Annotated in this window: 20 protein-coding genes; 11 read left to right on the top strand and 9 right to left on the bottom strand. The window is 54.4% G+C overall.

Going from position 1 to position 20,262, the window contains the following annotated elements; genetic code table 11:
* Nucleotide 1: 1 nt before the first annotated feature.
* On the bottom strand, nt 2-634 hold the full coding sequence (locus ACTHYN_RS03295) for a TetR/AcrR family transcriptional regulator (protein WP_441811078.1): 633 nt from the start codon (nt 632-634) through the stop codon (nt 2-4).
* A 170-nt stretch (nt 635-804) separates the two neighbouring features.
* Here ACTHYN_RS03295 and ACTHYN_RS03290 point away from each other — a divergent pair, with 170 nt between their 5' ends.
* From ACTHYN_RS03290 to ACTHYN_RS03275, 4 genes are all read left to right on the top strand, one after another.
* On the top strand, nt 805-1,017 hold the full coding sequence (locus ACTHYN_RS03290; RefSeq protein ID WP_441811077.1) for a hypothetical protein: 213 nt from the start codon (nt 805-807) through the stop codon (nt 1,015-1,017).
* A 174-nt stretch (nt 1,018-1,191) separates the two neighbouring features.
* The gene (gene hemB, locus ACTHYN_RS03285; protein WP_441811076.1) at nt 1,192-2,208 is read left to right on the top strand and encodes a porphobilinogen synthase; all 1,017 of its coding nucleotides are present in this window, start codon (nt 1,192-1,194) and stop codon (nt 2,206-2,208) included.
* Nucleotides 2,209-2,272: 64 nt separating this feature from the next.
* Nucleotides 2,273-4,414, top strand: a complete 2,142-nt coding sequence (gene ppk1 / locus ACTHYN_RS03280; RefSeq protein ID WP_441811075.1) for a polyphosphate kinase 1 — start codon at nt 2,273-2,275, stop codon at nt 4,412-4,414.
* A 22-nt stretch (nt 4,415-4,436) separates the two neighbouring features.
* Nucleotides 4,437-5,723 (top strand): DUF945 family protein, encoded by a 1,287-nt coding sequence (locus ACTHYN_RS03275; protein WP_441811074.1) that lies wholly within the window; start codon nt 4,437-4,439, stop codon nt 5,721-5,723.
* Between the two features lie 58 nt (nt 5,724-5,781).
* Here the strand turns inward: ACTHYN_RS03275 and coaD are convergent, their stop codons facing one another.
* The 4 genes from coaD to ACTHYN_RS03255 form a co-directional block, all read right to left on the bottom strand.
* On the bottom strand, nt 5,782-6,264 hold the full coding sequence (coaD, locus tag ACTHYN_RS03270) for a pantetheine-phosphate adenylyltransferase (RefSeq protein ID WP_441811073.1): 483 nt from the start codon (nt 6,262-6,264) through the stop codon (nt 5,782-5,784).
* A gap of 109 nt (nt 6,265-6,373) precedes the next feature.
* Nucleotides 6,374-7,966, bottom strand: a complete 1,593-nt coding sequence (locus ACTHYN_RS03265; protein ID WP_441811072.1) for a GMC family oxidoreductase — start codon at nt 7,964-7,966, stop codon at nt 6,374-6,376.
* A gap of 50 nt (nt 7,967-8,016) precedes the next feature.
* A complete protein-coding gene (locus tag ACTHYN_RS03260) occupies nt 8,017-8,652 on the bottom strand; it encodes a hypothetical protein (RefSeq protein WP_441811071.1) in 636 nt (211 codons plus the stop codon).
* A 66-nt stretch (nt 8,653-8,718) separates the two neighbouring features.
* Entirely contained in the window at nt 8,719-10,164 is a 1,446-nt protein-coding gene (locus ACTHYN_RS03255) for a coniferyl aldehyde dehydrogenase (protein WP_441811070.1), read from the bottom strand.
* A 137-nt stretch (nt 10,165-10,301) separates the two neighbouring features.
* Between ACTHYN_RS03255 and ACTHYN_RS03250 the strand changes: the two genes are divergently transcribed.
* A complete protein-coding gene (locus tag ACTHYN_RS03250) occupies nt 10,302-10,982 on the top strand; it encodes a TetR/AcrR family transcriptional regulator (protein ID WP_441811069.1) in 681 nt (226 codons plus the stop codon).
* Between the two features lie 158 nt (nt 10,983-11,140).
* On the opposite strand, the gene yihA is transcribed toward ACTHYN_RS03250, so the two are convergent.
* Nucleotides 11,141-11,776, bottom strand: coding sequence for a ribosome biogenesis GTP-binding protein YihA/YsxC (yihA, locus tag ACTHYN_RS03245; protein ID WP_441811068.1), 636 nt, complete (start codon nt 11,774-11,776; stop codon nt 11,141-11,143).
* 174 nt (nt 11,777-11,950) lie between these two features.
* Here yihA and ACTHYN_RS03240 point away from each other — a divergent pair, with 174 nt between their 5' ends.
* The 3 genes from ACTHYN_RS03240 to ACTHYN_RS03230 all read left to right on the top strand — a co-directional run bounded on the left by ACTHYN_RS03240 (nt 11,951) and on the right by ACTHYN_RS03230 (nt 14,254).
* Nucleotides 11,951-12,559, top strand: a complete 609-nt coding sequence (locus ACTHYN_RS03240) for a c-type cytochrome (RefSeq protein ID WP_441811067.1) — start codon at nt 11,951-11,953, stop codon at nt 12,557-12,559.
* Nucleotides 12,560-12,704: 145 nt separating this feature from the next.
* Nucleotides 12,705-13,340: a thiol:disulfide interchange protein DsbA/DsbL gene (locus ACTHYN_RS03235; RefSeq protein ID WP_441811066.1), complete on the top strand. Its 636-nt coding sequence runs from the start codon at nt 12,705-12,707 to the stop codon at nt 13,338-13,340.
* Between the two features lie 53 nt (nt 13,341-13,393).
* Nucleotides 13,394-14,254 (top strand): endonuclease/exonuclease/phosphatase family protein, encoded by an 861-nt coding sequence (locus tag ACTHYN_RS03230; RefSeq protein WP_441811065.1) that lies wholly within the window; start codon nt 13,394-13,396, stop codon nt 14,252-14,254.
* Nucleotides 14,255-14,324: 70 nt separating this feature from the next.
* Here ACTHYN_RS03230 and rpmG read toward each other — a convergent pair whose 3' ends face one another.
* The 3 genes from rpmG to radC form a co-directional block, all read right to left on the bottom strand.
* Nucleotides 14,325-14,480, bottom strand: coding sequence for a 50S ribosomal protein L33 (gene rpmG, locus ACTHYN_RS03225; RefSeq protein ID WP_441811064.1), 156 nt, complete (start codon nt 14,478-14,480; stop codon nt 14,325-14,327).
* A gap of 11 nt (nt 14,481-14,491) precedes the next feature.
* Nucleotides 14,492-14,728, bottom strand: coding sequence for a 50S ribosomal protein L28 (gene rpmB, locus ACTHYN_RS03220; RefSeq protein WP_100638002.1), 237 nt, complete (start codon nt 14,726-14,728; stop codon nt 14,492-14,494).
* 219 nt (nt 14,729-14,947) lie between these two features.
* Nucleotides 14,948-15,622, bottom strand: a complete 675-nt coding sequence (gene radC, locus ACTHYN_RS03215) for a RadC family protein (protein WP_441811063.1) — start codon at nt 15,620-15,622, stop codon at nt 14,948-14,950.
* A gap of 216 nt (nt 15,623-15,838) precedes the next feature.
* On the opposite strand from radC, the gene coaBC reads away from it, so the two are divergent.
* From coaBC to ACTHYN_RS03200, 3 genes are all read left to right on the top strand, one after another.
* On the top strand, nt 15,839-17,047 hold the full coding sequence (coaBC, locus tag ACTHYN_RS03210; protein ID WP_441811062.1) for a bifunctional phosphopantothenoylcysteine decarboxylase/phosphopantothenate--cysteine ligase CoaBC: 1,209 nt from the start codon (nt 15,839-15,841) through the stop codon (nt 17,045-17,047).
* Nucleotides 17,044-17,505, top strand: coding sequence for a dUTP diphosphatase (gene dut / locus ACTHYN_RS03205; protein ID WP_441811061.1), 462 nt, complete (start codon nt 17,044-17,046; stop codon nt 17,503-17,505). The genes coaBC and dut overlap by 4 nt, the downstream gene beginning before the upstream one ends.
* A gap of 92 nt (nt 17,506-17,597) precedes the next feature.
* Nucleotides 17,598-20,243, top strand: coding sequence for a phosphomannomutase/phosphoglucomutase (locus tag ACTHYN_RS03200; RefSeq protein ID WP_441811060.1), 2,646 nt, complete (start codon nt 17,598-17,600; stop codon nt 20,241-20,243).
* The last annotated feature ends 19 nt before the right edge of the window (nt 20,244-20,262 follow it).

Genomic DNA, 20,262 nt, shown 5'->3' with positions numbered 1-20,262 from the left:
GCTAGCTCCTGGTGCCGGTCAACCCCTGTATGCAAAAGCGGATGATGGTGTCGACCAGCGGGTCGTTGTTATCAATTTCAGTTGCGGCTGCCTGCCCTGACTGAGTTGGCGACAAAGGGCCCACCAGGCTTTCCGCCATGGCACCAACCAGGCAGGTGCTACTTTGGCGCGCGTTGTGCTCGGGAATGCACCCTTCTTTAATGCCTTCCAGAATCGCCTGCTCAAACAAGTTGGCATAGGCTTTTCTATATGCCAGCCGCTCTACTTCTACTTTTGGGTCTACCGGTTCGGCAATCAGTGACCAGGCCATTATCGGGCCGGTGAGAGCCCGTGTGGCAAACTGTCGCAATGCATTTTCCAGGCGCTCGGTTGCGCTGCCGCCTGCAGCCAGAGCTTCCGCTACCTTGTCCATCTCACGCTGTGTGGCCAGGCGGAAGATCTCGGCAAACAAGTCTTCTTTTGACTCGAAATGGCGATAAATCGTTCCCGTGGCTACCCCCGCGAGTTGCGCGATGCGGGTAATCCTGGCATTGCGAAAGCCGCCTTCTGCAACGCACTGGTAAGTGCAGTCAGCTATTTCCTGGCGCGCCGCCGCTTTGCGCAGGCGCATTTTCTCTGTTTCACGATAAGCCATTCCGGCTCTCCTGAATTAGTGAATCATTATTCATTCTTTATGTCAACGCAGGTTCTTGCGGTCTGTCCCGGTAAAAAGTCACGTCTCGTCTATGATTCGTGCAGTATGTTCCACTCCCTGTTTTCCGGGGCTGTGTTCAAATCATCGACAAGTAAGGTTTGCCCGTTATTATGAAATCTGTTTCCCGACTCACTTTTACTGTGCCGGTGATCATAGCAGTTGTGATTGTAATCTGGCTGCTGGCAGACGCTGCCCAGCAGCCTGCGTCCACTTCTGCACCTGACCGCACCTCGGAGGCCACTACGGATGACACCGATTTTTCCGCAGCGGGTCAACAATTGCCCTCAAAATTGCTCGACAATGCCGCTGACCTCAATCAGTGACTCCGAGTGCATCCGCGCCGAGGCGTTCGAGTCCATTCGATAACCTGGCTACTGGAAAAGCGCCGCGGAAGCCTGCAACTGGCGGGCCGAGGGGTGTATGATGGTGCGAACGGTGCCCACAAGGCGCCGGGATTTTCAATCCAACTCTTTGCAGTGTCTTTCAGGAGGTTTTCTGTGTCGCTATCCACCCCCCGTGTTTTTCCCGCTACCCGCCTGCGTCGCAATCGTGCCAGTGATTTTTCCCGGCGGCTTGTGAGGGAGAGCCAGCTGACACCGGACAACCTGATTTATCCGGTGTTTGTGCTGGAAGGCGAAGGGCAGCGTGAGCAAGTGGAGTCCATGCCCGGGGTAGACCGCCTGAGCATTGATTTACTGCTTGAGCTGGCGGCCGAAATGGTGGAGCTTGGTATTCCTGCGGTGGCTCTGTTTCCTGTGGTGTCAGCAGAAAAGAAAAACCTTGATGGCTCTGGTGCCTGGGACCCTGATGGGCTGGCGCAACGAGCGGTTCGGGCCTTGAAAAAAGCGTTTCCGGAGTTGGGCGTGATCACCGATGCAGCGCTGGATCCATTCACCACCCATGGCCAGGATGGCATCATCGATGGCAATGGCTATGTGATGAATGACGTGACAGTAGAAGCCCTGGTGAATCAGGCCCTGTCCCACGCAGACGCGGGTGCTGATGTAGTGGCCCCGTCAGATATGATGGATGGGCGCATTGGTGCCATTCGCGAGGCGCTGGAAGCGGCCGGCCATGTTAATACTCGCATTATGGCGTATTCCGCCAAGTATGCCTCTGGCTATTATGGGCCATTCCGGGATGCTGTGGGATCGGCCGGAAACCTTGGCAAGGGCAGTAAAGAGACTTACCAGATGGACCCGGCCAACAGTAATGAAGCACTGCACGAAACCATGATGGATCTGTCTGAAGGTGCGGACATGGTAATGGTTAAGCCCGGCATGCCATACCTGGATGTGGTACACAGGGTAAAGACCGAATTGCAGGTACCAACCTTTGTATATCAGGTGAGCGGCGAGTACGCCATGCACATGGCCGCGGAGCAGAACGGCTGGCTGGATGGCGATACCGTGGTGATGGAAAGCCTGATGTGCATGCGCCGGGCAGGTGCGGACGGAATTCTGACTTACTTTGCGATGCGAGCCGCTCGCCTGATGCGACATCAGCGGGCCTGAGATAGTAAGCGAGCCACCCATTAATGGAATTGATGGGTGGGCACCAAGCAGGAAGTAGAAGGCTATGACAACAGACATTGCTAACCTGAGCACCGCAGACGGGGGGCAGAGTGTGCCGGCCCCGATTGATGTTCCGCCGGTTGGTGAAGTGATTAATCTGGACGCCAGCGAAAACTACTTCAATCGGGAATTGAGTCAGCTCCAGTTTAATTACCGGGTGTTAAAGCAGGCGCTCGATACCACTCACCCGCTGATCAACCGGCTGATGTTCTGCTGTATTTTTAGCAGCAACATGGACGAGTTTTTTGAAATACGGGTAGCTGGCCTGCGTCAGCAAATGAAATACGGCCGCGAGATTGTGGGTGCAGACGGCATCATGCCGGATCAGGCGCTGAATGAGATCAGCCGTATTGCCCACGAATATATTGATGAGCAGTACGACATACTGAACCATGTTCTGATTCCGGAAATGGAAAAAGAGCACATTCATTTTGTGCGGCGCCGTGAGTGGACACCGGAGCAGGCAGAGTGGGTTCGTAACTACTTTAATGATGAAGTTCTGCCGGTGGTGAGCCCCATTGGACTGGATCCATCTCACCCTTTCCCGCGGTTGGTGAACAAAAGCCTTAACTTTATTGTTGAGTTGGATGGCAAGGATGCCTTTGGTCGGGAAACAGGTATGGCCATTGTGCCGGCGCCGCGCTCATTGCCGAGGCTGGTTCGTTTGCCCGATGAAGTGTGTAAAGGCGGAGAAAACCTCGTTTTTTTGTCGTCGATGATTCACGCCCACGCCGACGAGTTGTTCCCGGGGATGGAGGTTAAGGGGTGCTATCAGTTCCGGCTGACTCGTAACGCTGATTTGGAGCTGGAAGACGATCTTGAAGACCTGGCATCTGCGCTGCGTGGCGAACTGCTTAGCCGGCGGTTTGGTGACGGTGTGCGGCTGGAGGTGGCGGACAACTGCCCCCGGGAGCTTGTTCAGTTTTTACTGACTGAATTTGGTTTGGCCGAAAAGGATTTGTATCAAGTAAACGGGCCGGTAAACCTGACACGATTGATGGCCGTTACCGGCCTGGTTGATCGCCCAGACCTGACCTATTCCGGTTACTCGCCCACCATACCCAAGCAGATTCGCAGCCGGGAAACGATGTTTGATGCCATCCGGAAACGGCCAATCCTGTTGCATCATCCTTTTGAGAGTTTTGCTCCTGTCGTCGATTTGTTACGCCAAGCGGCCAAGGACCCTCAAGTGCTGGCGATTCGCCAGACCCTTTATCGCACCGGCGCTAATTCAGAGATTGTTGAAGCATTGGCAGATGCTGCCCGGCGAGGCAAAGAGGTAACAGCGGTTGTTGAGTTGCGGGCAAGGTTCAGTGAAGCCGAGAACCTGGAGCTGGCAAGTCGGCTGCAAGAAGCCGGGGTGATCGTGGTGTATGGAGTTGTGGGGTATAAAACCCACGCCAAGATGATTCTGATTGTGCGTCGCGAAGAAGGGCGTCTGCGCCGATACGTGCATCTGGGTACTGGCAACTATCACGCGGTCAATGCGCGCCTGTACACAGATTACAGCTTTATGACCTGTGACGAATCCATTGGCGATGACGTAAACAAGTTATTTCAGCAACTGACCGGAATGGGCAAAGCGCTGAAAATAAAAAAACTGTTCCATGCGCCTTTTACGCTTCATAAGCGGCTACTCAGTTTGATTGAGCGTGAGGCTGAGCTGGGCGAGAAAGGCTGGATTATCATTAAAATCAACGCTCTAACTGAAACGCGGTTAATAAAAGCTCTGTACCGGGCCTCACAGGCGGGTGTGAAGGTTGATTTGATTGTACGTGGCATTTGTAGCTTGCGGCCCGGCGTGCCCGGCCTCTCGGAAAACATTCAGGTAAGGTCCATTGTGGGACGCTTCCTGGAGCATACCCGGGCTTATTATTTTGGCAACAATGGTAAGCCGGATGTGTACTGCTCGAGCGCCGATTGTATGGAGCGCAACCTGCTGAGTCGTGTTGAAACGGCGTTTCCCATTGAGGACCCGAGGCTGATAACACGGGTGCGCGATAACCTGGATACCTACCTTGCAGATAATTGCCAATCCTGGATGCTGCAGCCAGATGGCAGTTACATTCAAAATCAGCCGCCAGAGGGCACTGAGCGCGTGGCATCACAGCTGGTATTACTAAAACGCCTGACCAGCAAATCCTGATAGTTCCAGATGGAGAGAATTCTTGAAAGCAAAATGGATCATTATTGGTGCCGGAGTATTGGTTGTTGCCGGTACCATGCCTTGGGTAGTGGGGTATGTAACACAGCAGCAATGGCAGCAGGTTACTCATGAGCTGAATCAGTCGCAGCCGTTTGTACACCTGCAAACAGCAGGCTACCAACGGGGCTTTTTTAGCGCGGAATTAGACGGCACGTTAACGGTGCTTAACCCCGAAGATGGCGAAACCTACCCCATTGAATACCGTGCCAGTGTGACGCACGGGATCACCGGCAGCTTTATGGAATTTGAGCCAGTTGGTGGCTGGGCACCAGAAGGTGCTGACTGGTTTCAGGAGCAGCCAAGGCTTACTCTGGAAACTCGCCTTTGGGGGACTGCTGCACTTGAATTGGAAGCTCCGGCTTTGGCCATTGATAGCCCTGAATATAGTGAATCCCTCAGAACCAGCGGCGGAGTAGCGCGGGTCGAAATCAGTGACGCAGGCTCTCAGGTTGACGCGCTGGCGGTCTGGCCACAGCTGAGTCTTACTGGTCCGGACATGGATGTTCGCATCAATGATTTCCGTGTTGAACAGAGCATGGCACACCTGAGTGGCGATGTTTGGACTGGCACCATGAAGGCCTCCATTGCGTCTGCTGCACTTACGGCCCCTGAAACGCCGCCCATAACACTGGAGGATTTGTCAGCGCGCAGCGTTACAGAGGCAAGTGATGGCGGAGAGCGCCTGGATTCGCGATTATCGATTGAAGCGGGGCAGGTTCGTTTTGAAGATGAAGCCTACGGCCCCCACAAACTAGCCTTTGCCCTGGACAATCTCGATGTGGCGAGCTGGAGTGCGTTGACAACCAGCATGGCCGAGTTTCAGAGCATGACATTGGCGCCGGATGCCGGCGGCCGTGAGTCGTTTGAACGGCAGATGGCCGCCATGGAGCAGGTTAATACTGCCATGCGCAGCCTTGCAGCGGCAGGGTTTGCCGTCGGGTTTCCGGAGTTAACGCTGGATACGCCTGAAGGCGAGGTTACCGGCAATGTCATGATTAATCACCCAGAGCTTGCAAAGAGTCAGAAAGCGGAAATGCTGATGGTTATGCCGAAGTTGACCGGCGAGATGAATGTGAGTGTACCCATGGGACTGGTGGAGAATTATCCTGCAGTGCGTATGCAGCTTGCGCCTTTGATCAAACAAGGGTTACTGGTGCCTGAGGGCGAACGCTTTGTGCTTGCGGCCAAGCTGAGCGATATGGTTGTTGATATTAACGGCCAGAAAATGCCACTACCGCCTTTGCTATAAAAATATGCACCGTAATAAAAACGCCCCGGCCGGGGCGTTTTTATTACCTGCGTGGTGTTCATGCCGCACTGAATTTTTCTTTCAGTGCAGCCTCGACGGCTGGATCAACAAACTCGGACACATCGCCTCCCAGGGAGGCGATTTCCCGGATCAGGCTTGAGGAAATATAGGAAAGGTGATTGGAGGGTGTCAGAAACATGCTTTCCAGCTCCGGCGCCAGGCGGCGGTTCATATCCGCAAGCTGAAATTCAAACTCGAAATCAGACACTGCTCGCAAGCCACGGAGAATCACCGTAGCGCCCTGGTCACGAACAAAGTCAGCAAGCAGATAACTGAACCCGGTTACGCTGACATTGGGAATGTGCGTCGTTGCCTGTCGAACCAGGTCGCATCGCTCTTCCAGATCCAGTAGTGGCTTTTTCTTCGAATTGTAGGCCACCGCAACAATCACCTCATCAAACAACCGGCTGGCTCGCTCGATAAGATCTGTATGGCCGTTGGTGACAGGGTCAAAGGTGCCCGGGTAAATGACTTTAGGCATGCATAGCTCCTTTTCAAACAGGCCGTAAGAATATCAGCATTCCGGGGGTTTCTGTAGAGCGGCCAAAAGACCGACGCCGGTGTGCCTTTACCTGCTCATGATATCGATACTACGCTTTCAAGCGTTGCGCCAGCCGGGTGCTGTTTCGTGCAGCGAGAGCATAAACGGACAGCTGGGGGTTGGCGCCAATGCTGGTCGGGAAAATCGATGCGTCGTGCACACTGAGATTGCTCACCTGGTGATGCTCGCCAAATCCGTTTACCACTGATTCTTTCGGGTTGCTCCCCATGGCACAGCCGCCCATTTGATGCGCTGTGAACAGGCGAACCCTGTGAGGCTCCATGGGAAAACGGTCAATTGCCGCTTTGGCATCCGCCCAGTTGCTGTACCAATCGGAGTCCAGGTGCATCAGGCGCACACGCTCAGCGCCGGCGGCGAACTGGATTTCGGCCATGGAATAAAAAGCCCTGCGGAGGCCTTCCCATAGATAGTCAGTGATCGGATAGTCGAGTACCGGGCTGCCGTCGTTGCGAAGGGATACAGTGCCGCCGGGGCTGTTTTCATGAAAGCCGTCTCGCATCAACGCTATAACAGACTGCATCCAGGGCAGCCTGGCCAGGTTTTGCGCCTGGGCATCGCCGTGACCGGGAACAACGCCCGCCGACATAGCCGGGTGTAGTGGCGGCACTTCCAGTTTGTAGCCTAAATCCCCGTCTACGCCGTTACTGAAATTGAACTGGTCAGAATAAATGGACTGTGGCGCGCCATAGAATGGATCTACCAATTTGGGCATTTGCGCCACACTGGCGTTCACCGGATGAATAAATGATCGCTTACCAAGCCGTTCATAAGGGTCGGGCAGCTTGGAGCGCAGCAGTAAGCCGGGCGAACCTATAGCGCTGGCAGCAACCACAAAGTGCTTTGCTTTCAGTGTTACCTTGATGCCGGTGGGAGTAATGCCATCGCTGGCCATGGCAGTGGCGTGCAGGGCGTCGATGTGGCCCTGCTTCATGACCAGTTGTTCCGCGCGCAGGCCATGGTACATTCGTGCATCATGGTCCAATGCTCCGGGAATGGTGGTCATCAGTGCGCCCTGTTTGGCGTTGGTTGGGCAGCCCACGCCGCAGTACCCAAGGTTCCAGCAGCCCTTCACGTTACGCGGGATAATTTGCCAGCTTAGGCCGAGTTTTTCGCAGCCCTGGCGCAACACGTCGTTGTTGAGATTCGGGTCCATATGCCAGGGTGACATGGAATGACGGGTTTCGCGGCCTTCAAACCAGGGTGCCATGGCGTCTGGGGTTAGCGCGTCGAGCCCGAAGTGTTTGCTCCAGTAGTTAAGAGTTGCGTCCGGTGTACGGAAGCTGCTGGTCCAGTTGACCGTGGTGGAACCGCCTACGCATCGCCCCTGCAGAATCGAAATGGCGCCGTCTTTGGTGGCGCGGCTCATGCCCTCCTGATAGAGATTGGCGTAGGACGTGAGCTCGTCCATTTTAAAGTCTTTTTGATAATACAGACGGCCTTCTTCTACCAGAATAACGGTGAGGCCACTTTTGGCGAGAATTTCGGCCGTTGTACCGCCACCGGCGCCGGTACCTATGATAACGACATCGGCTTGTGCTGTATGGTTTTCGGTAAGGGTGGCACCATCGGTGACTTTCCAGCCTGATTCCAGGCCCTGGGCAATGCGGTCGGTGAACGACATGGAAGATCCTTACTTTTTATAAAACAGCCAGTTACACGGCATGCTGAAAATCAGACGCTGCGAAATTGGGGCAGGGCTTTCATGGCCCACTCAGGCGGCCCAGGGTAGCCGGAAAGGTGCCAGTTCTCCCGATATCCGTAAAAGGCCACGTTGCTGATTTTGGTGAGTGCAGTATAGCCATTATTGAACAGCCCGATGCCGCTTGAGCGCCAGCGTTCAAGAAACGCATTGGCCTGGTCTTTGGTGACCTTGGGCCAGGGCGACCAAACCCGTGCGACGGTGATGCGGGTAAAGCCAAAATTGAGCAGGTCAAACAGTTGCCTTAACTCATTCTGGTTGGCTGGTCCGAATTTGTGAATACCGGCATCAATGCGCTCGATCGTGCTGGCCATAGCTATACGTTTTGCGTTGGGCTGCTTCGGTAGTGCGGAACCCAAAATGGCCGGCAGTAGAGCTTCAAACAGATCGATGTCATCGGTTGTCAAAAACTGAAACTGATAACGGGCGTCCATCCGCGTTTCAACGGCACCAAGGCGGCCTGCAGGCGCGGTTGCACAGCCACTAAGGCCAGCAGTTACACTGACAGTACCCAGAAAAAGAACGCCACCCAGACCGGCGCGCAAAAAGCTGCGTCGGTCGAGAGAGATTGACTCCTGCCCTTGGGAAGGGGAAAGGTGATTGGACATAAAAACTCGCTCTTGCTCTGGTTGATAAGTACCGGGCGAACCCTCCCCGGTAACAATAGACGACACTCAGCGGATAAAGAGCTTGTAGATCATTTTGTGGGCGGACGTCCCGTACGGAGGGTAAACCAACCTGCCACTGTTGAACTTTTGTTTGGCAAAAATGGCACGCTGGTGCGAGAAGGTCAGAAAACCCTCTTTGCCATGGTAGTGACCCATACCCGAATCGCCAACGCCACCGAACGGCAGGTCATCCTGGGCTACGTGCATTAGCGAATCGTTTATGCACATGCCCCCGGAGATGGTGTTGTTGGTCATCTGTTCCTGTTCGCCCCGGTCGTAACCGAAAAAGTACAGAGCGAGAGGGCGCGGGCGATCATTAATGTATTGGATCGCTTCATTGAGATTGCCATAACTTACGATCGGGAGGATGGGCCCAAAGATCTCATCCTGCATAAGCTTCATGTCTGGCGTGGTTTTCAGTACCAGAGTCACCGGGATCTTGCGGGTGCCGTCTCCCATGTTTTCCTGTGCCGGGTTGAGTTCGATAAGTTCGGCTCCCTTGGCCCTGGCATCCTCCAGGTAGCCTTGCAGGCGGGTGTACTGACGCTCATTGACAATGGCAGTGTAATCGTCGTTGTCGCGCAGCGAAGGATACATACCTGAGAACTGCGTCCGGAACTCTTCGACAAAGGCTTGAGTGCGGTCGGCAGGACAGAGTACGTAATCCGGCGCCACGCAGGTTTGGCCGGCGTTGAATGCCTTGCCAAAGGCAATGCGCTGAGCTGCATCTTCCATGGGCACATCCGGCGAGACAATAGCAGGGGATTTGCCGCCCAGTTCAAGAGTAACCGGTGTCAGGTTTTCGGAGGCGGCCCGCATGACCAGTTTGCCAACGGACGTGGAGCCGGTGAATAACATGTGATCGAAAGGTCTGGCAGAGAAGTCGGCGGCAACATCGGCTTCGCCATTGATAACGCAGATCAGATCTTCCGGGAAGGTTGCTTCAATTAACTCTTTAAACAGTGCTGAAGTGTGAGGCGTGAATTCAGACATTTTAATCATGGTGCGGTTGCCCGCTGCCAGCGATGAAACCAGCGGCCCTACAGCCAGGTAGAGCGGGTAATTCCATGGCACAATAACCCCTACAACGCCTTTTGGCTGGTAGCAGACTTTATTGCTTGCCGGCTGGAACAGCATGGAAACCTGCCGGCGAGAAGGTTTCATCCAGCCTTTAAGGTTTTTCAGGGTGTAATTGATTCCCTGAATGGAGGGCATCACTTCGGCAATCAGGGATTCGTCGCGGGAGCGGCATGAAAAATCCCGGTTAATGGCTTCTAAAAGTCGGTCCTGGTAAGCCAGTAGCGCCTGTTTAAGGCGCTCCAGGTTTTCCTGGCGTTCAGTCAGCGATGGCGCTGGCTTATTGTGAAATGCCGCTTTCTGGTCTTCGAACACCTTGTGAGTATGCTGAATATGTTTTTTGCTCTCTGTGAGCTGAACAACGCTGGCACCCATGGTGTCCCCCTGTTGGCTAAAAAACGCTCAATTTGCACCTGAGAGTATTATTAGAGTATATACTCTAGGGAGTCAAGCGAGCCTCATGTCGAATCGGGCCATCTGTGAGCTGTAAAACAACAAGCACTGATGAACTTATGAAAACCAGAGACAAAATATTGCTGTCCAGCCTCGAGCTGTTTAACGATCAGGGCGAGCGAAACGTCACAACCAATCACATTGCGGCGTACTTGGCGATTTCGCCGGGTAACCTTTATTACCATTTTCGCAACAAGTCCGACATTATTTACGAGATATTTCAGGAGTACGAAAAGCTGGTCGACTTTTACCTGGATATTCCCGATAACCGCCCCATGACTCTGGATGACATGACGTTTTACCTGGAGTCGGTGTTTGACGGTTTGTGGAGTTATCGATTTCTTCACCGGGATCTGGAATATTTGCTGGACAGGGACCCACGCTTGCGCAACGACTACCGTGAGTTCACCAATCGATGTCTCGCATCTATAAGCTGTATATTCGAGAAGCTGGCCGATGGTGGCATTATAGAGCCGCAGCAGGAATCTCTCCGGTCGGCCATGTCGCTTAATGTCTGGATGGTCATAACCAACTGGATGGCGTACCTGAAAACCGCCCATGTTGCCAAGGCATCTGACAGCTTAACTATCCGGGAATTAAAACAGGGTATTTATCAGGTGCTCACTTTGGAGATTCCTTACCTGATGCCAGCGTATCGTGAGCAGGTTATGGCCCTGCGAGAGCAGTACCGGCCAACAGTGCCAGAGCAGGGTGCAGAGCCAGAAACCACCGTAAGCTGAATGGAGATGGAACCTTCGCCCGCCGTACTTGTCCTAGTTAAAGGCGCTGAAAATTCGGACATTTCTGGCGCCTCCTGAGTGAGTTCTCAGGTTTTAGCACGTTGTAAACCCTGAAGCTTTACCGGCCTGGTGTTTTTACAGGCCGGTTTTTTGTGCCTTCAGGCGTCTTCCGCAGAACTGTCCAGCCAGTCTGTCAGCACCGCCCGGCACTCATCGACGCCGCGCTTGGACGTTGATGAGAACATGATCAGGTGCTCAACACAGGTAAATGCCTTCAACTTTTGAGCGATGCCCAGCATGCTGGTTTTTGCCTGCCCGAACTTCAGTTTGTCGGCCTTGGTGGCCAGGATCGTCAGTGGCAACTTGTTATGCTCGCACCATTCCACCATCATCTGGTCGAACTCGGTGAGGGGGTGGCGAATGTCCATTACCAACACCAGGCCGCGTAAGCACTGGCGGTCGTTCAGGTATTGTCCGAGATGTTTTTGCCATTCATCTTTCATGTCCCTGGATACTTTTGCGTAGCCATACCCGGGAAGGTCTACCAACCGGGCATTTTCACGGTTAAGGGAAAAAAAGTTGATCAGGCGGGTGCGTCCGGGGGTTTTACTGGTGCGTGCCAGTTTGCCATTTGCGGTAATCGCATTCATGGCGCTAGACTTTCCGGCATTCGAACGCCCGGCAAAGGCTACCTCAGCGCCTATGTCTGATGGGCAGTCTTCCAGCCGGGGAGCGCTGATCAGGAAGCGGGCGCTGTTAAAGGAGATGCTTTTTTGAGACAGATCAGAGTCCACGGCGGTTGGCTTTCCTTTGGATTTCAGTTATCAGGGATTAATGTATAATGCTACACCAAATCCGGGCGGTACGCTTGGCGTAACCGCTGTCAGCTTTGGTTTTTAAGCCTGACTGAACAGCGCCTGCCGGCTGCAAACAAAGAATATTATCGAGATGAGAGAGGCGGAGCGAGCATGAAGAAACTGATCGCAGGGGTTATTCTCGGCGTTGGCCTTACAGCTATGGCGCACGGGGCAGGGGATCCTGACGCAGGCAAGCAGAACGCAGCAGCCTGTCAGGCGTGTCATGGGGAAGCTGGGGCGAAACCGATTATGGGAACCTACCCAAAGCTTTCCGGGCTGGGTGAGCGGTATTTGTATAACCAGTTAGTAGCTATTCAGGAAAATGCCCGCTCTATTCCGGAGATGGCTGGACAACTTGATGGCAAATCCGATCAGGATCTTCAGGATCTGGCGGCGTATTTTGCCAAGCAGGATATGGTCGTAGGCCAGGCTGATCCGGATCTGGTAGAAAAAGGTGCTGCGGTATATCGTGGCGGTAATATGGCGTCTGGCGTGCCAGCTTGCGCAGGTTGTCACAACCCTCAGGGTAAGGGGAACGCCCCTGCAGGTTATCCGCACCTTGGCGGGCAAAATTCTGAATATATTGCCAAGCAGTTGGAAGCCTACCGTGAGGGTACTCGGGCTAATGGCTCTAATGCCGCTATTATGATGGATGTTGCGTCCAGGCTGACCGATGCCGAGATAGAAGCCGTTGCCAGCTACATTTCCGGTTTGAACTGATTCAGACGTCTGGCAAGACAAAAAACCCCGCCTAGTGCGGGGTTTTTTGTCTGTTGATCCTGTAATGCGCCAGCGGTGGAACTTTTCAGCTTCCGCGGGTCATAATCCCCTTATAACGACATTCAAAAAAATCTGGAGATCTTTCATGTTTCGATCGCTCAAAGTGGCTGTTCTACTGTTGTCTGCGCTGGCTGTGTTTGGCCAGGCCAATGCAGCCGACTGGAAAGAAGGTACGCATTACAAAAAACTGAACACCCCTGTGCGAACAAATAGTGATGCCGGCATTGAGGTAGCAGAAGTGTTTTGGTACGGCTGTCCGCACTGCTATAACTTCAAGCCGTTGGCAGAGGCTTGGGAAGCCAACGCCCCGGATTATGTAAACTACGTGCGCATTCCTGCAGCCCTGGGCCGCTCCTGGGAGCCACACGCGAAAGCCTTTTACGCACTGGAAGCTATGGGCTCATTAGATAAAGTGCACGATGCTTTGTTTGAGGCGCTCGCAGTTGAGCATCGCTCGCTTGACGACGGCGAGTCACTGGCAAAATTTGTTGCCGGCCACGGCGTGGATGCCGACGAGTTTCTTGAAAATTACAAGGGATTTGGTGTAAATGCCCGCATGCAGCAGGCCCAAGCCAAAATTCGCGGCGCGCGCGTTACGGGTACACCGACTATGCTGATAAACGGCAAGTACACAACCAGTGCCTCCATGGCGGGCAGTCTTGAGGCTTCGCTGGAGGTTGTGGATTACCTGGTAGAAAAAGAGCACGCTGCCGAGCAATAAGCTTGCCGGCTTGTTAAGCCAGTCGTACAGCAGGGTTACTATGCAGAGCTATTATGTATAAGCGCTTCAGAAAGCAGCTGAACGGTGTTCTCAATGCCCGGGGCGAACCGAAAGGCTCGAACTCGGGCCTCGAGCATGTGCCTGCGTTTGAACCCCAGCGCCATCTTCGGTTATTGACGTTCAATATACAGGTGGGCATTAGTACATCCTCCTATCGGCACTACCTGACGAGAAGCTGGCAGCATTTTCTGCCTAATCGTAGCCGTATTCAGAATCTGGATCGCATTGCCTCGTTGCTTAGTAATTACGATGTTGTTGCTTTGCAGGAGTGCGATGGCGGTAGCTTACGCAGTGGGCATATCAACCAGGTGCAATACCTTGCTGAGGCGGCGGGAATTCCCTACTGGCATCAGCAGCTAAACCGTAATATGGGGCAAATTGCCCAGCACAGTAATGGCTTGCTTAGTCGGTTCAGGCCGTTGGATGTGAAGGAGTACAAGCTGCCAGGGCTAATTCCCGGGCGTGGGGCGATTGTTGCCCGGTATGGCACGGAGGAAGACCCTCTGGTGCTTGTGCTGATGCACCTGTCTTTGAGTAAGTCGGCGCAACAGCGCCAGCTGGGCTTTGTTAGTGAGCTGATTTCAAAGTACCGGCATGTGGTTCTAATGGGCGATATGAACAATCACGCCGAGGAACTGCTGACTCGCACGCCACTGAAAGAGACAGACCTGGTGCCGTTGCCGGATACGGCTCACAGCTTTCCGAGCTGGCGCCCTGAAAAAGCGTTGGATCATATTCTGGTGAGTCCAAGCTTGCAGGTAAGTCGGTCAGAGGTTGTGAGCTATCCCATGTCAGACCACTTGCCGATTGCCATGGATATAGCTTTGCCTGAAGGGTATTTGACAACATTCTGAAGCATTCATGATAAGCGTTCACAAAAAAGCCCGACAAATTGCCGGGCTTTTTTGTGAACGCCGGATCAAATCACTTGATCTTGGCTTCCTTGTACGCAACGTGCTTACGGACAACCGGATCATACTTTTTGATCTCGATTTTTTCCGGGGTGTTACGCTTGTTCTTGTTGGTCGTGTAGAAATGACCAGTGCCTGCTGAGGATACCATCCTGATTTTTTCGCGCATGATGCAGCTCCTTATACTTTCTCGCCACGGGCACGAAGATCGGCCAGTACAGCGTCAATACCTTTTTTATCGATGATGCGCATGCCTTTGGTAGACGTGCGTAGCCTCACGAAGCGCTTCTCGGACTCAACCCAAAAGCGCTTGCTTTGCAGGTTAGGCAGAAAGCGACGACGGGTGTGGTTCATCGCGTGGGATACATTGTTACCGGTAACCGGACGCTTACCGGTAACCTGACAAACTCTGGACATACTTGCCTCCGACCTGAGCATTGGTCTTAATAAATATAAAATCGATTTTAATGCGTCTCTGGTTGCCGAGGAACGGTTACGCCCCTGTTTGCGTCTCTAAACCGAACGCTGCTCGCCAGACGCCGCCAGAAAGGGACGCTTTTATACCAGAACCAGCACCCCAACGCAAAATATTGTTGAGAATTTGGCCAACTTTCCCGCATGTTTGGTGGTGGCGACTTACATCAAACCACGCTCCGCAAGAGATATTACCTCACCGTGGCCAATCACCATATGGTCAAGAACCCTGATATCCACTAAACCAAGCGCTTCTTTCAGTCTTTTGGTGAGGGAAATGTCAGCCTGGCTGGGTTCTGCCACCCCGGAGGGATGATTGTGGGCAAAAATAACCGCAGCGGCGTTATCCTCCAGTGCTTGTCGAACCACTTCTCTGGGGTACACCGCCGCACCATCAATGGTGCCACGAAACAGTTCCCGATACTGAATAACCCGGTGCCTGTTGTCCAGAAATAACCCTGCGAAAACTTCGTGGGGATAAGTGCCCAGGCGGCTAGTGAGAAAACGCCGGGTGTCTTCTGGGGAGCGCAGCGGATCGCCCTGGCGTAGCGGCTCATCCATGACCCTTCGGGCCATTTCCATGGCGGCTTGAACCTGGGTGTATTTCGCGGGCCCCAGGCCTTTCACCGCGCAGAACTGCCTGCGGGAGGCAGTAAGAAGCCCTCGCAGCCCCGAGAACTCCTGAATCAGAAAGCGCGAGAGCTCCATGACCGGCATGCCAGCCGTACCTGTGCGTAAAAAAATGGCGAGCAATTCGGCATCGGCAAGGCTCTGGGGGCCGTGGGCGAGTAGTCGTTCACGGGGGCGTTCGTCTGTGGGCCAGGCGTGATTGGTCATATTGGCTTCCTTGCACTGCATTTTGAAGGCTGAATGCGTTCTGCATTCGGGTGGAGAGCGTGGTGTCTGCAACAATTCCATGTTGCCGGCGCTCAAGATACCTGTAGATTACTTTAAAACGTAACAAACGGTAAAACGCGGTGCCATGCAGGCTGCCGGCGTGGCCAGAGCATGCTATCTTATAAGCCTTTCTTTTTAAGCGGATACGGAGCCTTTATGGCGGTCAGAAAAATTCTGCTGGGCGTAACCGGTGGTATTGCAGCTTACAAAAGTGCCGAGCTTGTCCGTCTGCTGAAAAAAGCCGGCCATGAAGTAAGGGTTGTAATGACCCGGGGGGCAGAAGCTTTCGTAACGCCCATGACTTTTCAGGCGCTCAGTGGCGAGCCTGTTCGCACCTCTTTGCTTGATCCGGATGCAGAGGCCGGCATGGGGCATATCGAGTTGGCAAAGTGGGCAGATCAGGTGGTTATTGCCCCGGCCTCTGCAAATTTTATTGCGCGGCTTGCCCAGGGCATGGCCGATGATCTGCTGGCGACAGTTTGCTGTGCGACCGAAGCTTCCATTGCCGTGGTGCCGGCTATGAATCAGGCAATGTGGCGCAACGCCCGCACGCAACGCAACATTGGCTTGCTGAGCGAAGATCCACAGATAGCACTCTGGGGGCCGGACCAGGGCGAGCAGGCCTGTGGCGATACCGGGTCGGGGCGTATGCTCGAGCCTGCAGTGATCGCCGGGCTGGTAGAGGGCGAAGAAGCGGGCTCTGGCGAGCTTGCGGGCAAACGTGTGGTTATTACGGCAGGCCCAACACGCGAATCTATTGATCCGGTGCGTTATATCAGTAACCACAGCTCAGGCAAAATGGGTTATGCGCTGGCTGTCGCAGCCAGAAGGGCCGGCGCCAAGGTTGTTCTGATTAGTGGGCCGGTCACGCTGCCCGTTCCGGCAGGTATCGACATTCGTGATGTTGTCAGTGCAGACGACATGCTGACAGCCTCGACACTGGCCGTTGATGAAGGCTGTGATCTGTTTGTGGCGACCGCCGCGGTGGCAGACTACCGCCCGGAACACCGTGCCAGTGACAAAATAAAGAAATCCAGAGAGGCCATGGCGTTGCCGCTGGTGCGGAATCCAGACACGTTAGCCACAATTGCCGCGCGCCCGGATGCTCCGTATACGGTAGGGTTTGCAGCTGAAACGTCAGACGTTGTCCGGTATGCAAAAGACAAAATGCAGCGCAAAAAATTGCGCATGATTGTGGCCAACGATGTCTCCACTCCTGGCTTGGGATTCAATAGTGACAATAACGCAGTCACCGTCTTCTGGGCGAATGAGCGCGAAACCATAGGGCCAGACAGCAAACAGGTCATTGCCGAGCGCCTCATGGCGCTGCTTGGCGACCACCTGAAGGAAATAGAAAAAACATGAGCAAAAAAAACTTGCAGGTACGCATTCTTGATGACCGGATTGGCAATCAGATTGCCTTTCCGGAATACGCCACCGACGGTTCTGCCGGTCTGGACCTGAGGGCCTGCCTGGATGAGCCGTTAACCTTGCAGCCAGGGGATACGCAGTTGATCCGCACCGGGTTGTCCATACACATTGCCGATCCATCGCTGGCGGCCATGATACTGCCCCGGAGCGGCCTTGGTCATAAGCACGGTATTGTCCTGGGCAACCTGGTGGGCTTGATCGATTCCGACTATCAGGGCGAGTTGATGGTGTCTTGCTGGAACCGCGGCAACACAGCCTTTACCGTGGATACAGGAGAGCGAATAGCTCAGCTGGTGCTGGTGCCGGTGGTGCAGGCAAATTTTGAGGTGGTCACCGAGTTTGATGCCAGCGCACGGGGTGAGGGCGGTTTTGGCTCGACAGGCACCCGATGATCAACAAGCCTGAACGCAGAAAATGGTTGCGGCGTCTATACTTTGCCGGTATGTGCTTGTACAGGACAGAAGAGATAATTGCAGGATGAACTATGAAGCTGGGTAAGAATAAAGCTCCCAAGGCGCCCGCTGATGAACAGCCGGTAGCCAAAGCTGAAAAAAAACAGAAAGCCCGGGCTCCCGCAGGCTCAAAACTGAAACACCTTGGCTCGACGGCGCTAAAGCAGGCTCTGGTCATTATAGTGGCAGGCCTGGCGGCTGTCGCTTTGGTGCAATTCCTGGTTTTGCAGCCGGCGGCTGACAAGCGTTTCAACGCCTGGAAAACCGTTGAGGCCGATGCGGCTGCGCAGCGGGTGAGCCAGTATCTTGAACTGATGCAACAGAGCGTGGACGGCTTGGCAACTCAGCCCCATGTGGTGAATGCGTTGCTGGAACGAGCGGATACCGACGCCGTTCAACAGGAGTTGGCGACCGCATTACCTGGCGTTCAGGGGGCATTTTTATTCCCTTACCGCCAGATACCAAGGACCGGAGACGGTAACGGTATGCTGGGGTTTGCAGGGCTTGAGTTGGCACGCCGTGCTGAAAGTGGCCGAACCCTGCATCCAGATGCCTTCCCCCGTGACGCCCAGTGGTATGTACAGATGGCCGCGCCGGTGCGAAACCCGGCCAGTAAAGCCGTTATAGGCAGCCTTCTGGTGGTGTTTGATGCGTCTGTTTTGCAGCCACTTCTGTCCGTTGTTAACACCCGGATTGGCGGAGAGCTGGCTCTGGTCCAGACCGTCTCGGGAACCTCTCGAAATTTCGTTAGCAAAGGTAGCGGAGTGAGTACAGGCACGCCGGAAACCCGGGCTCTGGCCAACCCTGACTGGACCATTAGCTATACGCCAGGCGCCCCGCCAGCGCCTTCGGGCAATATTCTGCTGGTTGCAGCGTTGGTTGGTGTGCCTGCATTGATAGCCGCCATATTATGTTGGGTATTACTGGTTGGTGCCCAGAAGAGCCTGCGCCAAGAGGTGACCGGCCTGGTTCAGTGGGCCCACAAAGTGTTTGGCGGAGAGCGTCAAAAACTGCCTGGCTTCCAGTGGGATGTCGTCGCCTCGGCCGGTGAAGTGCTTTACAGGCTCTCCCAGGTGGTGGATAAACGCATAGCGAAAGCGGCAGAAACGGCCAGGCCCAAACCCGGGAAAGGCGCAAGGGCCGCAGAGGCGGCAGACGCCGAGCCACTTTTCCAGGATAAAGACCTGCCGGATATCGATATGCTGGACGGCGACGAGGATGTTCTCGGCTTTGGCAGTGATGACGAAGGTTCATTTTTTGCCGGCGGAGAAATGCCAGAGCTTGATGAGTCAGATGAATCGGATGTTGATATTTCACCGGACATTTTCCGGGCCTACGATATTCGGGGCATTGTTGGCGAAACGCTATCACCGGCCATTGTCGAGCGCATTGGTGTGGCCATAGGCTCGGAGGCAATCAGCCGGGGGCTGCCTTCGCTGTGCGTTGCCTATGATGGTCGCCATTCAAGCCCCGGGCTGGCAGATGCTCTGGCGCGGGGTGTGATGGCCACAGGCTGTAACGTTATTCATGTGGGTGCGGTGCCAACGCCCGTGCTGTACTTTGCGACCCATCACCTTGAGAACGGTTCTGGCGTTATGGTCACGGGAAGCCACAACCCGGCTAACTATAACGGCCTTAAGATCATGCTGGGCGGTGAAGCCCTCTCTGGTGATGCTATCCAGGCGCTATTCAAACGGATCCAGACAGGAGACTTTGCGGCTGGTCGGGGAGCCCAGTCTTCCGAGGATGTGCGCAGGGCGTATCTTGATCGCATTGTCGGTGACATTGCGGTTGCCGCCCCGCTCAAGGTTGTGGTCGACGCCGGCAACGGCATTGCAGGCGAGTTGGCTCCCATGCTGATTGAAGAGCTTGGCTGCGAAGTGATTCCGTTGTACTGCACGGTCGACGGAGACTTCCCTAACCATCATCCGGACCCCGGTAATCCCGCCAACCTTGCGGATCTTGTCGAAAGGGTCAAGGCCGAAGGTGCAGATCTTGGCGTCGCGTTCGACGGCGACGGCGACCGGTTAGGTCTGGTGACCAATACCGGTAAGATTATCTGGCCAGATCGCCTGTTGATGCTTTTCGCCCGGGATGTGGTTTCACGAAACCCGGGTGCGGACGTGCTTTACGACGTGAAGTGCAGTCGCCGGCTGGCCGGGGTGATTACCGAAGCTGGGGGCCGCCCCATTATGTGGAAAACCGGCCACTCGCTGATGAAAGCCAAAATGAAGGAAACCGGGGCATTACTTGCGGGCGAGATGAGCGGCCATGTTTTCTTCGCTGAGCGCTGGTACGGGTTTGATGACGGGCTTTATTCAGCGGCAAGATTGTTGGAGATACTGGGCATTGAAGACCGCCACAGTGATGAAGTCTTTGAAGACTTCCCGGAAGACATCAGCACGCCGGAGCTGAATGTGGAAGCGACTGAAAGCAGCAAATTTACCATTGTTGAGCAACTGAGCGAGAAAGGCGACTTTGGTGATGGTAATGTCAGCAGTATAGATGGCATTCGGGTGGATTATGTCGATGGCTGGGGGTTGTGTCGGGCCTCCAATACCACACCCATGCTGGCGCTGCGCTTTGAGGCTGAAACCGACGAGGCTCTGGCGCGCATTAAGGATGTTTTCCGGGTTCAGTTAAAGAAAGTGGCGCCAGATCTGGTAACCGGCTTTTGATTGCTGCCCCGCTGTCCCT

Source organism: Marinobacter sp. (genome assembly GCF_052091845.1).
GTDB lineage: Bacteria > Pseudomonadota > Gammaproteobacteria > Pseudomonadales > Oleiphilaceae > Marinobacter.
Note: the sequence above shows the minus strand (reverse complement) of the source record. Positions and strands in the feature narration are given on the sequence as shown.

What these genes read in the sequence shown, in the direction of transcription:
- ACTHYN_RS03260 (WP_441811071.1), bottom strand. Translation starts at nt 8,652, where the DNA reads ATGTCCAATCACCTTTCCCCTTCCCAAGGGCAGGAGTCAATCTCTCTC.
- ACTHYN_RS03200 (WP_441811060.1), top strand. Translation starts at nt 17,598, where the DNA reads ATGAAGCTGGGTAAGAATAAAGCTCCCAAGGCGCCCGCTGATGAACAG.
- ACTHYN_RS03250 (WP_441811069.1), top strand. Translation starts at nt 10,302, where the DNA reads ATGAAAACCAGAGACAAAATATTGCTGTCCAGCCTCGAGCTGTTTAAC.
- dut (WP_441811061.1), top strand. Translation starts at nt 17,044, where the DNA reads ATGAGCAAAAAAAACTTGCAGGTACGCATTCTTGATGACCGGATTGGC.
- ppk1 (WP_441811075.1), top strand. Translation starts at nt 2,273, where the DNA reads ATGACAACAGACATTGCTAACCTGAGCACCGCAGACGGGGGGCAGAGT.
- radC (WP_441811063.1), bottom strand. Translation starts at nt 15,622, where the DNA reads ATGACCAATCACGCCTGGCCCACAGACGAACGCCCCCGTGAACGACTA.
- ACTHYN_RS03255 (WP_441811070.1), bottom strand. Translation starts at nt 10,164, where the DNA reads ATGGGTGCCAGCGTTGTTCAGCTCACAGAGAGCAAAAAACATATTCAG.
- ACTHYN_RS03290 (WP_441811077.1), top strand. Translation starts at nt 805, where the DNA reads ATGAAATCTGTTTCCCGACTCACTTTTACTGTGCCGGTGATCATAGCA.
- rpmB (WP_100638002.1), bottom strand. Translation starts at nt 14,728, where the DNA reads ATGTCCAGAGTTTGTCAGGTTACCGGTAAGCGTCCGGTTACCGGTAAC.
- ACTHYN_RS03235 (WP_441811066.1), top strand. Translation starts at nt 12,705, where the DNA reads ATGTTTCGATCGCTCAAAGTGGCTGTTCTACTGTTGTCTGCGCTGGCT.
- ACTHYN_RS03240 (WP_441811067.1), top strand. Translation starts at nt 11,951, where the DNA reads ATGAAGAAACTGATCGCAGGGGTTATTCTCGGCGTTGGCCTTACAGCT.
- ACTHYN_RS03230 (WP_441811065.1), top strand. Translation starts at nt 13,394, where the DNA reads ATGTATAAGCGCTTCAGAAAGCAGCTGAACGGTGTTCTCAATGCCCGG.
- ACTHYN_RS03265 (WP_441811072.1), bottom strand. Translation starts at nt 7,966, where the DNA reads ATGTCGTTCACCGACCGCATTGCCCAGGGCCTGGAATCAGGCTGGAAA.
- rpmG (WP_441811064.1), bottom strand. Translation starts at nt 14,480, where the DNA reads ATGCGCGAAAAAATCAGGATGGTATCCTCAGCAGGCACTGGTCATTTC.
- ACTHYN_RS03295 (WP_441811078.1), bottom strand. Translation starts at nt 634, where the DNA reads ATGGCTTATCGTGAAACAGAGAAAATGCGCCTGCGCAAAGCGGCGGCG.
- coaBC (WP_441811062.1), top strand. Translation starts at nt 15,839, where the DNA reads ATGGCGGTCAGAAAAATTCTGCTGGGCGTAACCGGTGGTATTGCAGCT.
- coaD (WP_441811073.1), bottom strand. Translation starts at nt 6,264, where the DNA reads ATGCCTAAAGTCATTTACCCGGGCACCTTTGACCCTGTCACCAACGGC.